The sequence below is a fragment of the Alloscardovia venturai genome, from assembly GCF_042676605.1.
Taxonomy (GTDB): Bacteria; Actinomycetota; Actinomycetes; order Actinomycetales; family Bifidobacteriaceae; genus Alloscardovia; species Alloscardovia venturai.
Genome location: NZ_JBHTHQ010000021.1, coordinates 178,542 through 193,107 on the forward strand (window position 1 = coordinate 178,542; position 14,566 = coordinate 193,107).

At 46.2% G+C, this 14,566-nt stretch carries 9 protein-coding genes; all 9 read left to right on the forward strand.

What is annotated here, in order from left to right; all coding sequences use genetic code 11:
* The first annotated feature begins 92 nt into the window (after nucleotides 1-92).
* A complete protein-coding gene (locus ACFQY8_RS04135) occupies nucleotides 93-710 on the forward strand; it encodes a DUF1349 domain-containing protein (RefSeq protein ID WP_377938637.1) in 618 nt (205 codons plus the stop codon).
* Nucleotides 700-3,354, forward strand: coding sequence for a DEAD/DEAH box helicase (locus ACFQY8_RS04140; RefSeq protein WP_377938638.1), 2,655 nt, complete (start codon nucleotides 700-702; stop codon nucleotides 3,352-3,354). The genes ACFQY8_RS04135 and ACFQY8_RS04140 overlap by 11 nt, the downstream gene beginning before the upstream one ends.
* Nucleotides 3,355-3,358: 4 nt before the next feature.
* Complete coding sequence (locus ACFQY8_RS04145; protein ID WP_377939193.1) at nucleotides 3,359-4,807, forward strand: replication-associated recombination protein A; 1,449 nt, start codon at nucleotides 3,359-3,361, stop codon at nucleotides 4,805-4,807.
* Nucleotides 4,800-6,449 carry an NAD+ synthase gene (locus ACFQY8_RS04150; RefSeq protein WP_377938639.1) on the forward strand — a complete coding sequence of 550 codons (1,650 nt, stop codon included), beginning with the start codon at nucleotides 4,800-4,802 and terminating at the stop codon, nucleotides 6,447-6,449. Before ACFQY8_RS04145 ends, ACFQY8_RS04150 begins: the two co-directional genes overlap by 8 nt.
* A gap of 254 nt (nucleotides 6,450-6,703) precedes the next feature.
* On the forward strand, nucleotides 6,704-9,061 hold the full coding sequence (gene pflB / locus ACFQY8_RS04155; RefSeq protein WP_377938640.1) for a formate C-acetyltransferase: 2,358 nt from the start codon (nucleotides 6,704-6,706) through the stop codon (nucleotides 9,059-9,061).
* A gap of 247 nt (nucleotides 9,062-9,308) precedes the next feature.
* Complete coding sequence (gene pflA, locus ACFQY8_RS04160) at nucleotides 9,309-10,181, forward strand: pyruvate formate-lyase-activating protein (RefSeq protein ID WP_377938641.1); 873 nt, start codon at nucleotides 9,309-9,311, stop codon at nucleotides 10,179-10,181.
* Nucleotides 10,182-10,262: 81 nt separating this feature from the next.
* A complete protein-coding gene (locus ACFQY8_RS04165; RefSeq protein WP_377938642.1) occupies nucleotides 10,263-11,576 on the forward strand; it encodes an HRDC domain-containing protein in 1,314 nt (437 codons plus the stop codon).
* 107 nt (nucleotides 11,577-11,683) lie between these two features.
* Entirely contained in the window at nucleotides 11,684-13,045 is a 1,362-nt protein-coding gene (gene tig, locus ACFQY8_RS04170; RefSeq protein ID WP_377938643.1) for a trigger factor, read from the forward strand.
* A gap of 190 nt (nucleotides 13,046-13,235) precedes the next feature.
* A complete protein-coding gene (locus ACFQY8_RS04175) occupies nucleotides 13,236-14,537 on the forward strand; it encodes a chloride channel protein (protein WP_377938644.1) in 1,302 nt (433 codons plus the stop codon).
* Nucleotides 14,538-14,566 lie beyond the last annotated feature (29 nt).

Below are 14,566 nucleotides of genomic sequence, written 5' to 3' on the forward strand. Positions count from 1 at the left end.
TCTCGTCTTCAATCCTAGAAAAACCTTAAATATCTCGTGATGGGTAATTGCTAATATGGCAAGAGAATGTACCGTATGTATGAAGGAGAATCATGGATTTAGATCAGTTTGAATGGACACGTAAACCGCATGATTTCAGTATAGATTCTGGTATGTTGAGTATTACCACGGAACCTCATACCGATTTATGGCAGCGTACTTATTATCACTTCCGCAACGATAATGCGCCAGCTTTCCAGTTCACAACCCGTGAGAAGTTCTTCAGTTTTACAGTAAAAACTGATTTTTCTGGTAGCCACACACGTTTTGATCAGTGTGGCGTCGTTATGTATCTCGACTCTGACAACTGGCTTAAAGGTTCTGTGGAATACGAAAACGACGACTTTCAGCATTTGGGTAGTGTTGTGACGAACCATGGTTATTCCGACTGGGCTACCCAAGAAATTGATACCAGTACCAAGACCATGTGGTATCGCCTAAGCCGACGTAACGACGATTTTTGTATTGAGTGTTCCCGTGATGGTGAGAAGTTCGAGCAGATGCGTATCTGTCATATGTATGAAGGTAAAGGTGCCGTTCGTTTAGGTGTCTATGCGTGCTCGCCAGAGGACTCTTCTTTTACTGCGAAGATGAGTGATTTTAGCTTTGGCGAATGCCTATGGCTTGCTCATGATGGGCAGCAACCAGATGAGGAATTGCATGCAATTTGATGAGCTTGGCGCAGTAGAGGAGTGGGTATCGCGACCTGCAAGTTTAGGATATGCGGCAGATTATATTCATTCTGCTCTTGACAGTGGTGATAGTGTCGATGAAACCGATATCTTCGATGTTTTTGCACAGTGGTTCACCGCCACTCGGCATGGTGCCCAGCTTTGGACACACCAACAAGAAGCAATCCTTGCTATTCTTTCCGGCGAACATACCATAGTCAATACGCCAACCGGTTCAGGTAAATCGACTATTGCATTAGGCATGCACTTTGCTGCTTTAGCTCGTGGAAAGCGTTCCTACTATACAGCGCCAATTAAAGCACTCGTATCTGAGAAATTTTTTGAACTTGTCTCCGTTTTTGGTGCACGTAATGTAGGTATGATTACTGGGGACTCGCAGATTAATCCGCATGCCCTCATCATTTGTTGCACTGCAGAAATCTTAGCGAATCAGGCTCTGCGCGAGGGGGATAAGGCTGATGTGAGCTGCGTAGCTGTGGATGAATTCCACTTTTATGCAGATCCTCATCGTGGGTGGGCATGGCAGGTTCCTCTCATCACACTTATGCAGACTCAGTTTGTACTCATGAGTGCTACATTAGGAGATGTATCAGGGATTGCACAGTCTCTCGAAGAAATGAGTGGACGGAAAGTCAGTATTATAGCTGATGCGAAGCGTCCTGTGCCATTGAGCTATGAGTATAAGACTGAAGATTTGCATCAGGTCATCGAAGGACAAGTCGATAAAGGCAATGCGCCAATCTACGTAGTACATTTTGCTCAAGAAGCTGCCGTTGAGACTGCTCAGAAACTTGCGAATCTTGGTGTTGCAAATCGTCAGCAGCGCGAAGCCATTAAAGACGCATTGAAGTCTGAGCGTTTTGCATCTGTATTTGGTAAAACTTTGAAACGTTTGCTTTTAACAGGTGTGGGAGTTCATCATGCGGGTATGCTTCCTCGCTACCGTCGACTTGTAGAAAATCTAGCGCAAGGAGGTTTACTCCCTGTCATTTGTGGTACAGACACGCTCGGTGTGGGCATTAATGTGCCAATTCATACTGTTATTTTTACTGCGCTGACTAAGTATGACGGTTTTAAGCAGCGTCGTTTACGTTCCCGGGAATTTCATCAGATAGCTGGACGTGCTGGGCGCTCTGGATTCGATTCTGAAGGGCTCGTCATCGCACTTGCTCCCGAACATGAAATTGAGAATGCGAAAGCTATCGCAAAGGCTGGTAATGATCCTAAAAAACTCAAAAAGATAAAGCGTAAGAAAGCTCCTGAAGGTTTTGTAAACTGGACTGAAGCTACCTTTACTAAGCTTATTGAATCGGAGCCAGAAACACTCACGGCTCACATGCAGATTACTCACTCTATGATTCTGAGTGAAATTTCTCAGGGTGGCGACGCATGGAGTCGTATTGTACGCCTCATCAAAAATTCTCAAATCGGAGCAGAAACTCAAGAAAAGCTTAAGGAAAAAGCTGCAGAAATTTTCCAGACTCTCATGGATTCTCAGATTGTAGAAAAATGGGAGCTTGAAGACGGTTCAAGTGATTATGCGCTAACTATTGATATGCCTGATGATTTAGCGCTTGATCAGCCACTATCTCCATTCTTAATTGCAGCACTTGAACTCTTAGACCCTACGTCGGCGAGTTATGCGCTTGATGTCGTCTCCGCCGTAGAAGCTACCCTTGAAGATCCATATCAGGTACTTCGTGTGCAGCAGCGCCGTGCTCGTGACAAGGCAATGCTGGATATGAAAGATGAAGGGCTTGAATATGACGAACGTATGGAACGCCTGCAAGAGATTACATACCCTAAGCCTCTTGAAGACCTTCTCGTTCCTGCTTTCAACCAGTACAAGAATGATGTACCGTGGGCAGCAGACTACTCCTTGAGCTGTAAAACAGTTGTTCGAGACATGCTGGAATCGGCAAGTTCTTTCGCTCAGTATGTTTCTTCACTGGGAATTGCGCGTGCAGAAGGTACTCTATTGCGCTATCTGTCAGATGCATATCGTGCTTTAGACCGTACTGTTCCTGATTCTAAGAAGAATGAGGAGCTTAATACCATTATTGATTGGCTCTCTGTCATCGTGCGTACTGTAGACTCGTCGCTTATTGATGAGTGGGAAGCTGCTGCTGGCATCGCGGATGCTGCTACGCGTGGCGAGGATTTCACTAGTCAATCTGAGAGCGAAGCTCAGACTCAGCCTCCGGCGATCGACCAGGTACTAGCTCATAAGGCGGGTACAATCACGCTTGTACGTAATGCTCTCTTTAAGCGAGTACAGCTTATCGATTTAGACGAGCCGGAACAACTTGGCGAGCTTGATTCTGGCTGGGGTATGCCTGTGCATGAGTGGGAAGCTGCTTTGGACGACTTCTATGAAGATCATGAAGGCTTACTTACGAATGCTGATGCGCGTTCCTCAAAGTTCTTTATGCTGGACGATTCCAAGGAACGTACACATCACACGTGGCGTGTTCGCCAGATTCTTTGTGACCTTGAAGGCGATTACGACTGGGCAATTGATGGTGTGATTGACCTTGACCCGACACATGATGAGGGTGAAGTAATCTTCACTGACTATGATGTGAATGTCATCGAAGATTTGCCAGTATGGGAAGGCAAGTAATGACATGGTAGATGACCTTTTTTCTACAGCATCGGTAGAAGAGAAACTTGTAAGACCATTGGCTGTTCGTATGCGTCCAACGACCTTGGATGAAGTCATAGGGCAAGATCATGTGCTAGGCGAAGGTTCACCATTGCGTAGGGTAGCAGCTCCTGTCTCTGGAGTATCTGGAAACTATGCAGGGAGTCGTACGGCACCTACGTCTATTATCTTGTACGGTCCTCCAGGAGTTGGAAAAACTACTCTTGCTTATATCGTAGCGAAGCAATCGTGCAGAGCATATGAAGAGCTCTCTGCCGTAACCTCAGGCGTGAAAGATATCCGTGATGTTCTGAATCGAGCGCATGACCGGTTGGTCACGACTGGACAGGAAACTGTGCTTTTCATCGATGAGGTTCATCGCTTCACAAAGTCGCAGCAGGATGCGCTACTTCCCAGCGTGGAAAATCGTGATATTACATTTATCGCAGCAACTACTGAAAACCCGAGCTTTTCGATTATTGCTCCTTTAATTTCTCGATCAGTCGTCGTCAAACTTAATGCTCTGACACAAGATGACTTAAAGAAGATAGTAAAGCGCGCTATTGCTAGCGAGGATGGGCTCAATGACGAAATTCGAGTCACAGATGATGCGATTGACGATATCACGCGTCTTTCTGGGGGAGATGGGAGAAAGTCTCTTACTATTCTCGAAGCTGCTGCAGGCTCGGTAGCCATTGAACGACAACGTAAAAAGGGAGAGCGACGTCCTGTTATTAATCGTGATGTCGTCAGCTCTGTTCTTGATATCGCTCAGATTAATTATGACAGATCAGGGGACAATCACTATGATGTCGCAAGCGCATTCATCAAGTCGATGCGAGGTTCTGACCCAGATGCTTCTCTCCACTATTTGGCACGCATGCTTAAAGCTGGGGAAGATCCACGATTTATCGCTCGCCGTATTATGATTGCTGCTGCTGAAGAAGTGGGCATGGCGAATCCGCAGGTACTTCAGGTAACGGTAGCAGCAGCTCAAGCAGTAGCCATGGTAGGTATGCCTGAGGCGCGTATCATTCTCGGTGAAGCAGTACTTGCAGTTGCTACGGCACCAAAGTCGAACGCTAGCTATAACGCTATTAATGCGGCGATAGCTGATGTGGAGGCTGGGAATATTGGTCAAGTACCGCTCCACTTACGTAATGCTCCAACGAAGCTTATGGAGCAATTTGGCAATAAGAAAGGCTATATCTATGCCCATGATGTGCCCGGCGGCGTAGCCACTCAGGAATATATGCCAGAAGAACTCCGTGACCGAGAGTATTATCACCCTACAGATAGAGGTTATGAACACGAAGTTGCTCCCCGAGTTGAGCGCATTCGCCGTATACTTCATGCGAATCGTCCTCAGACACATAAGGTGCACGGTGCTCAGCACCCTCAGCAGAACAATCAGGAGAAGAACGATGACTAAAGCAGCCTCTTTGCCATTTGCGTTGGCTCAGATAAATACTCGTGTGGGCGACATTGAAGCAAACAAGAAGTGTATCCTTGAATTTTCGCAAAAAGCACATGAGCGTGGTGCTCGTGTTGTAGTCTTTCCTGAAATGACTCTTTCGGGATATCCAATTGAAGACTTAGCATTCAGAGCGACGTTCCGTCGCTCCGCTGAATCTGCTGCTCAGGATATGGCTCAGACGTTGAAGGACAACGGATGCGGCGCTCTCTTCGTAGTTGTCGGTACCGTCGGTACTACTCATGCAGAGTCTTCCGACCGTCCGACAAATACTTTACTTGTGTTGCATGATGGTCAAATTTTACATACGTATGACAAGCAGTTCCTACCTAATTATGGGGTGTTCGATGAATTCCGCATCTTTACGCCGGGTCACGATACATTGACAATGGACATTGATGGGTATCATTTAGGCTTTGCAATTTGTGAGGATATTTGGCAGGATAATGGTCCGGCCATCCAGCTGGCGCAGAGTAATCTAGATGTGCTTGTTACTATCAATGGTTCGCCGTTCGAAGAAAATAAAGATCATGTGCGCACAGACCTGTGCATCAAGCGTGCGGGTGAAGTAGATGCACCAGTAATTTACGTCAACCAAGTTGGCGGTCAGGATGATTTGGTCTTTGACGGTGGAAGTTTTGTCATCGACAAGTCTGGGAACATTCTTGCGCGCTTGACTCAGTTCGATGAAGACTTGTGCTTGTGGACACTCCACGCTGATGGTACTTCTACCGCAGATGAAATTGCTCGAGATATGGATACTGACGAAGAAGTATATAACGCATGCGTTTTAGGTTTAAAAGATTACATGCGTAAGAATGGTTTTAAGGGTGTAGTTCTCGGTCTTTCTGGCGGCATTGATTCTGCGCTTGTGGCTACGATGGCTGCAGATGCGTGTGGAGGCGAAAATGTTTGGGGTATTTCTATGCCTAGCATGTATTCTTCTGATGGGTCCAAGGATGATGCGGCAGATTTGGCGAGAAACATTGGCGCTCATTACGAGATTCAGCCGATTGAGCCATTATTTATGAGTTTCCAGAATCAGCTAAAACTCGATGGCATAGCGGCTGAAAATCTTCAGGCGCGTATTCGTGGCGTCATTGTTATGGCATACTCCAATTCTCGAGGATTGTTGGCTCTTGCCACAGGAAATAAGTCTGAGCTTGCATGCGGCTATTCCACTATTTATGGCGATGCGGTAGGCGGTTATGCTCCAATTAAAGATCTGCTCAAGACTCGGGTCTGGCAGCTTTCTCGTTGGCGTAATGAGCAAGCACTTAAGCATGGGGAAGTACCGCCAATTCCTGAGAACTCTATCGTTAAGCCACCGAGTGCCGAGCTTCGTCCAGGGCAGAAAGACTCAGATTCTTTGCCAGAGTATGATTTACTCGATTCTGTCCTTGAAGCATACATTGAAAAGGCTCACGGTCGTGCGGATCTTTTGGAAGATGGTTTCGATGAAAAAACCGTAGATACTGTTATGCGCTTGGTAGATCGTGCTGAGTGGAAGCGTCGTCAGTATCCGTTAGGGCCGAAGGTTACTGCTCTCGCCTTCGGACGTGATCGCCGGCTTCCTATTACGAATGCGTTTAGAGAATAGTGCGTTTAGAGAATAGGGAAGTCGAGAAGATACGAGAGTAAGACGATAAAAATGGCAATTCAGGATAATTTAGATTAGATTGAAAAATTGGTCGAGAAACTCTCTATTTTGTTTGAGTGAGGTTGACAGTGTGAGCAACCTCACTTTATTTTAGCGAAAATGGTGGAAAACGGCGACTAGAATTTATAGTGTTCGGCGTAGAACGAATTGAAGGGCTGCGTCGCAGTACGGAATTATTACGTAAAGGAGTAATAATGGCAGCTGTAGAAACAAATGCCGCAACCGCTGAAGAGCTTCAGGCGAAGGCTTGGGAAGGCTTTACAGATGGTAATTGGAAGTCCGACATTGATGTCCGCGACTTCATTCAGAAGAACTACACCCCATACGAAGGCGATGAGACCTTCCTTGCAGATGCAACTGATAAGACGAAGCATTTGTGGAAGAAGCTTGACGACGAATATCTTGCTGTCGAGCGCAAGCAGCGTGTATATGATGTTGATACTAAGACTCCAGCGGATATCGATGCATTCCCTGCAGGGTACATTGACGACCAGGATGATGTCATCGTTGGTCTTCAGACCGATGTTCCATGCAAGCGCGCAATGATGCCTAATGGCGGTTGGCGCATGGTTGAGCAGGCTATCAAGGAAGCTGGCAAGGAGCCAGATCCTGAAATTAAGAAGATTTTCACTCGCTACCGTAAGACTCACAATGATGGAGTCTTCGGTGTATACACTAATCGAATTAAGCGTGCTCGCCACGCAAAGATTCTGACCGGACTGCCTGATGCATATGGTCGTGGTCGCATTATTGGTGATTATCGTCGCGTGGCACTGTATGGTGTCAATAAGCTCATCGAGTTCAAGAAGCGTGATAAGGATTCCATTCCTTACCGCAATGATTTTACGGAAACTGAGATTGAGCATTGGATTCGTTTCCGTGAAGAGCATGATGAACAGATTAAGGCACTGAAGAAACTCATTGCTCTCGGAAATGAGTACGGCTTGGACCTCTCTCGTCCAGCAATGAATGCGAAGGAAGCTGTTCAGTGGACATACATGGGCTACTTGGCATCTATTAAGAGCCAAGATGGTGCAGCAATGTCTATCGGTCGTTTGTCTGCGTTCTTCGATGCTTATTTCGAGCGTGATTTCAAGCGCGGAGTTTTGACAGAGACCGAAGCTCAGGAGATTATCGACAATATCGTAATGAAGCTTCGTATCGTTCGCTTCTTGCGTACTAAGGATTATGACAACATCTTCTCTGGCGATCCATACTGGGCTACATGGTCTGATGCAGGCTTTGGCGATGATGGTCGTACGATGGTTACGAAGACCTCCTTCCGTTTGCTCAATACTTTAACTCTTGAGCACTTAGGGCCTGGTCCAGAGCCAAATATCACTATCTTCTGGGATCCAAAGCTTCCTGAAGCCTACAAGCGTTTCTGCGCAAAGATTTCTATCGATACCTCTGCTATTCAGTATGAGTCCGATAAGGATATCCGCTCTCACTGGGGCGATGATGCTGCAATTGCATGCTGTGTATCTCCAATGCGTGTAGGCAAGCAGATGCAGTTCTTTGCTGCTCGAGTGAATACTGCCAAGGCATTCCTCTATGCACTCAATGATGGTGTTGATGAGATGAGCGGTTACCGTGTCATCGACCCAGGTGTATTGCCTCCAGTCAAGCTCAACGATGACGGTTCTTTGAACTTTGAGTCCGTGAAGGAAAACTATCAGAAGGCACTTGAATGGCTGTCTGAAACTTATGTCGAGGCGCTCAACATCATTCATTACATGCATGATAAGTATGCATATGAGTCCATTGAAATGGCACTGCATGACAAGGAAGTCTATCGTACACTCGGTTGCGGTATGTCTGGTTTGTCTATTGCAGCGGATTCCTTGTCTGCCGTGAAGTATGCGAAGGTATTCCCAATTTATAATAAGGATGCTAAGGGTACTGAGAACTACGTTGAGGGTGCTGACGATAACCTTATCGTCAACTTCCGCACTGAGGGCGAGTTCCCAATCTATGGTAACGATGATGATCGTGCTGATGAACTCGCAAAGTGGGTCGTGTCTACCGTTATGAACCAGGTTCGTCGTTTGCCTGTATATCGTGGTGCTGTCCCAACTCAGTCCATCTTGACTATCACTTCCAATGTTGAGTATGGAAAGAACACAGGTGCATTCCCATCTGGTCATAAGAAGGGTACCCCATTCGCTCCTGGTGCAAACCCAGAGAACGGTATGGATTCCCATGGTATGCTCCCATCGATGTTCTCTGTAGGAAAGATTGACTACGATGACGCGCTTGATGGTATTTCATTGACTAATACCATTACTCCTGACGGTCTTGGTCGTGATGAGGAAGAGCGTATCAACAACCTCGTAGGCATCTTGGATGCCGGTAACGGTCATGGTCTGTATCACGCAAATATCAACGTGTTGCGTAAGGAGCAGCTTGAAGATGCAGTTGAGCATCCAGAGAATTATCCGCACCTTACCGTGCGAGTATCCGGTTATGCTGTAAACTTCGTAAAGCTTACGAAGGAGCAGCAGCTCGACGTCATTTCTCGTACTTTCCATTCTGGGGCGGTTACTGACTAAGAGCTAAGATATGCGAGCTGAAAAGCTTTTACAAAGAGCTTCAATAATTAGCTCGTGGAAAATGTACATGTAGATGCGAGGAGGACGGAGTCGTTGGGCTTCGTCCTCCAACTCTTTTATGAAGTTCGTCACACTCGTCGTCTTTGACACTGAGGTTTCAGTAGAATGACACTAGAGATGTGAGATACAACCTTACAAGCAGAAAATTTCTAATGATTAAGGCAGAGAGTCGAAGGAGATTCTTATCATGACAGCTTTTCGTAGCACGACAGCGCACATGCTTCGTGACTCTAAAGAGTATGTAAGTCAGACTTTAATGGGGGGCTTGTCAGGATTCGAATCGCCAATCGGTCTTGATCGTAGGGATAGATTAAACGCATTGCGTACAGGTGATATCGGGTTTGTTCATAGCTGGGACATTAATACTTCTGTAGATGGCCCCGGCACTCGTATGACTGTTTTTATGAGTGGTTGTCCGCTTCGATGCCAATATTGTCAAAATCCTGATACGTGGAAGATGCGAGATGGACAGCCTGTCTATCTCGATGCAATGATTGCGAAGATAGCGCGATATCAAGATCTTTTTAAATCTACAGGGGGTGGAATTACTTTCTCCGGAGGCGAGTCGATGATGCAACCTGCGTTTGTTTCTCGTGCCTTCCACGCGGCAAAGGATATGGGAGTGCATACGTGCTTAGATACGTCTGGGTTCCTTGGACACACATATACTGACGAAATGATTGATGATATTGACTTATGCCTTCTTGATGTGAAGTCGGGGAGTGAAGAGAAGTATCACGAGGTTACAGGAGCGACTCTTGCGCCTACTATTGAATTTGGGCAGCGACTGGCAAAAGCTGGCAAGAAAATCTGGGTCCGCTTCGTGCTTGTGCCAGGTTTGACTGATTCTGAAGAAAACGTCGAGCAGGTAGCGCAGATTTGTGAGACCTTTGGACAAGCAGTAGAGCATATCGACGTCCTCGGTTTCCATCAGCTAGGACGACCTAAATGGCGTGAATTGCGCATACCGTATCCTCTTGAAGATGCTAAAAGTCCATCTGCTCAGCTGAAGAAACGCGTCATGCAACAATTTGAAAGTCATGGTTTCGTCGTCTACTAAATATAAATAATTAGCGATTTGATAGGCAGGGTAGAGAAGTCACATGTTGTGTACGAGTGAGCGAGTACACTTTGCACTGCTATGAAAGAACACGATTACGAAGTACGATTGCTCGATAAACCCGCAGAAGGTGTACCTGACGTCATTTCGACTCGTCAAGATTTTGACACCCTCGTGCATCTGTACGCTGCTGCAACTGGTCCACTCGCAGCAGATGCGGAGCGTGCATCAGGATTTCGCTACGGACATCGTGATTATTTAATTCAATTTAAACGTACAGGGGCGCCTATCGCATTATTGGATCCTATCGCACTTGGCGAGCAGCGCGTAGATTGGAATGCTTTTAATGAAGCTATAGGAGATGCGACATGGATTATCCATGATAGTACACAAGATATTCCTGGCTTTAAAGACATCGGATTAAAAATTAGTGCGTTATTTGATACCGAATATGCAGCTCGACTCCTCGGAATGAAACGTTTTGGACTATCAGCCGTGACAGAACAATGTCTTGGTTTAACGCTGGCAAAAGAACATTCAGCAGCTGACTGGTCATACCGCCCACTTGATAGGGATTTACGCAATTATGCAGCACTCGATGTAGAGGTGCTCATAGAACTTATGGATGTACTTGAGGGTAAGCTCAAGAAAACTGGTAAATGGCAGTGGGCATGTCAGGATTTTGAATATTTACTTGCTCGAGGTCTCGCCGATAGACACCCCTCGCCTCAACCTTGGCGCAAAGTATCACATATTACGAAGCTTGCTCATGATATTCGTGGGTTGTCTATTGTGAGAGAATTATGGATACAACGCGAACGACTCGCACAGGACTTAGATATTGCTCCGACTTTACTTCTCAGTGATAGGGCAATTATTGAAGCGGCAACGCGAAAGCCTAAAAATAATAAAGAGTTTGAGAAAATCCGACTTTTAAATGAGCGTGTTCGCATCAAGACTGATGACGAGCGAGAGAAGATGTTTGAGCGTTATGCTGCTGTGCAGCGGCAAGTAAAGCCTAAGGTATGGCGTGAAACCATTAAGAGGGCACTAAGTATGCCTTATCAGGTAGCTGCTCAGTTAGTGCAGCCTATAGACACTGATAACGATGGGGAGGAGGCAATTAGTGCTCCACGTTCTATGAAGTATTGGCGGGAACATCAGCCTGCGCGCTATGAGCGCCTTATCCGAGCGAGAGATTTCATCGGAAAGGTAAGCCAGGATACTCATACTCCGGTGGAAATACTTCTCAAGCCGGCATACTTACGCAGATTATGTTGGCAAGACGAGTTTGATTTTACTGAAGAAAATATTTCTCGCTTTTTGGCTGCGCATGGAGCGCGCGAGTGGCAGATTAACTTGCTTGCTCCGTCCCTGAGTAAAGTTATCATATAAAGGTTGCTTGCTCTTTGTAGACTTATATGCTTGCCTTGAGAAGAATTGAGACAAGGGTCTTGAAGAGGGCAAGCTAGTGAAGACTCTAGTATGAATGGGAGTGCCACGTGAAGATTAGCGTGAGGAACCTCGAGCCAACTAAAGTAAGGCTCACCATTACTGTAGATGACGATGAGCTCGAAACCCATTTGGATGCGGCTCGTAAGTCCATTGCAAATCAGATTAACGTACCTGGTTTCCGTAGGGGACATGTACCAGGTAAGATTGTCGATCAACGCGTAGGCTACGCAGCAGTTGTAGGTGAAGCAGTAAATGAAGCTGTCCCACAGTTCTACAATGATGCAATTGAAGAAAAGAACCTTCGCCCTATGGATCAGCCAAAGCTTGATTTGAAGGATGTTCCACAGAAGAAAGACGATGGTGTAAAGCTTAAGTTTACTGCCGAAGTGGAAGTGCGCCCTAAGTTTGATCTTCCAAAGCTTGACGATATGGTAGTTGAGGTCGCTCAGCCAGAGGTAACTGATGAGGATGTTAATACTCGTCTCGAAGCTTTGCAGCAGCGTTTCGGTACCCTTGTCAGCGTAGATCACCCAGCTGAGCAAGGTAATTATGTCAATATTGATCTTGATGCGGCTATCAACGGTGAGTCTGTAGATGCTCAGTCTGGCATTTCATACCAGATTGGCGCAGGAAATATGCTTGATGGTATTGACGAAGCATTGATTGGTTTATCTGCTGGCGAGAAGACTACATTCAAGTCTGCTCTTGCGGCTGGTGAGCATGAAGGCGAAGAAGCTGAGGTTAAGGTAACTCTTAATTCTGTCAAGACTATGGAGCTTCCGGAGTTGGACGATGATTTCGCTCAGGATGCTTCTGAGTTTGACACTCTTGATGATTTGAAGGCAGATATCAAGAAGCAGGCAGAAGCTGACGCTGAAGGTCGTCAGGCAAACGATGCTCGTGATGCATTCCTTGCACAGGTTGTAGAGGGTATTGAAATTCCTGTACCAAAGGGAATGCTTGCAGCTCATACTGATGAGCATTTGCGCAACATGGGTGTGACGGCTGACAAGGCAACTGCTGAGCAGAAGAAGGAGGCATCTGAGTCTGCTGAAAAGGAACTTCGCGACCAGATTCTTCTTGATACATTGGCAGAAGCCATGGATGTTCAGGTGTCCCAGTCTGATGTGATGAACTTCCTCGCGTCTGTGGCACAGCAGTATGGTATGGATCCAAATAACTTTATTAATTCCATTGTTCAGGGCGGTCAGCTTCCATCGGCTGTACAGGAAGTTGCACGTTCTAAGGGTATGCTTATGGCTATGCGCCAGGTGACCTTTAAGGACAACGAAGGCAATGTCGTTGACTTGTCTCGATTCCTTGGCACTGATGACGAGGAAGAGCAGAGCGTAGCAGCAGCTAGTGCGGCTGCTGAAGTAGCAGATGAGGTTGCTTCCGAATCTAAGTAAGTTGAGCCTACTGGAAACAGACTTGACATTGCTCAAGATTTTTGGCTCTTGTGAGAGTCTCAAAGTTTTATAGCTTTGGGACTCTTCTTTAATTATCTTTAATTATCATTTTCGTTTATACTAAACCTTAGTTTGCACCATGCAGATGAGGACCGAACGCATGGTAATGCGACTGAGGAGTGTCGTCCCTATGAGTGTTAGCTGTATTGCAGATAGTACTTCAATAGCAAATCAGCCTTCTGATATCAATCATATGAGGAAACTTTCTTTAGAAAATTGGACTATAGTTCTCTTCACTATCATCGTACTCGGCATGATGATAGGAGCACTTTCGGCCTCATTAACATTACTTCTCGAACTTGTGCAGCATGTAATGCAGGGAGCGCAGGAAAGTGTATCTAATCCCTCTGGCGCAGGCGTCCCATGGCGAAGAGCTATCAGTATCATCGCTGCATCCATTATCGCAGCAATTGTGTGGTATTTTTTACGCAGAAAGACGTATGTACCGTCAGTGAGTAAAGCTGTGAAAGGTGAGAAGATGCCTTTCTTTGCCACAATTCTCCACGTACTTCTTCAAATTTTCATAGTTGGCGCAGGCATGTCCATTGGACGAGAAACTGCTCCTCGCGAACTTGGATCTATGCTCGGTCAGCGGATAAGTGCATGGCTCAGACTTAGTGCCCGAGACATCACGGTTATTACAGCAGTTTGCGCAGGTGCTGGGTTTGCGGGAGTATATGATGCTCCTCTTGCTGGAATGTTTTTTGCTGTTGAGATGCTTCTTGCCGATGTAAGTCTTCGCACGGTAATGCTTGCACTTGGGACGAGCGCGGTCGCTGCATTTACCGGTGAACTTGTGAAAGGGCATAAGGCATTCTACAGTATCCCGAAAATTGAATTGAGTTGGCAACTCATCGTAGTGTGCTGCATCGTTGGACCGCTTATGGGACTTATTGCTTACTACTTTAGGAAAGGTACGACTTGGGCGTCGAAACGCCAAACGCATAGTGTGCATATCGTGTGGCAATTACCGTTAGTAGGTGTGCTCACAGCACTCGTGGCATATTTTACCCCAACAATTATGGGTAATGGAAGAGCACTAGCGCAGTGGTCCTATAACTCGAATACTTCTACGAACTTTATCATATTGCTTCTTTTTGTCTTTGCTTTACTCAAGACATTTATTACAATAATGACGGTTCGCTCTGGAGCATCTGGCGGTGTGTTGACGCCGGCTATTGCGACTGGGGCAGCAGTTGGAGCAATTGTTGCAATTGTGTTCTTGCCAATTTTTCCGCAACTCCATATTGGCGTGATAGCTCTTATAGCATCTGCTGCTTTTCTTGCGACGAGCCAGAAGGCGCCGCTGATGGCAAGCTGCTTAATGATAGAGTTATCACATAGCTCTATTGACTCAATGATGGTTATTGGTATAGCAGTTGGATTATCAGTACTGGTATCGAGCACTCTGGATAAGTATACAGATAAATAGACTCACGGAGAACGAAATGTTGCGCTCAG

Bases quoted from the DNA above. Each gene is read 5' to 3' on its own strand.
- ACFQY8_RS04135 (WP_377938637.1), top strand. From the start codon at position 93: ATGGATTTAGATCAGTTTGAATGGACACGTAAACCGCATGATTTCAGT.
- ACFQY8_RS04140 (WP_377938638.1), top strand. From the start codon at position 700: ATGCAATTTGATGAGCTTGGCGCAGTAGAGGAGTGGGTATCGCGACCT.
- ACFQY8_RS04145 (WP_377939193.1), top strand. From the start codon at position 3,359: ATGGTAGATGACCTTTTTTCTACAGCATCGGTAGAAGAGAAACTTGTA.
- ACFQY8_RS04150 (WP_377938639.1), top strand. From the start codon at position 4,800: ATGACTAAAGCAGCCTCTTTGCCATTTGCGTTGGCTCAGATAAATACT.
- pflB (WP_377938640.1), top strand. From the start codon at position 6,704: ATGGCAGCTGTAGAAACAAATGCCGCAACCGCTGAAGAGCTTCAGGCG.
- pflA (WP_377938641.1), top strand. From the start codon at position 9,309: ATGACAGCTTTTCGTAGCACGACAGCGCACATGCTTCGTGACTCTAAA.
- ACFQY8_RS04165 (WP_377938642.1), top strand. From the start codon at position 10,263: ATGAAAGAACACGATTACGAAGTACGATTGCTCGATAAACCCGCAGAA.
- ACFQY8_RS04175 (WP_377938644.1), top strand. From the start codon at position 13,236: ATGAGTGTTAGCTGTATTGCAGATAGTACTTCAATAGCAAATCAGCCT.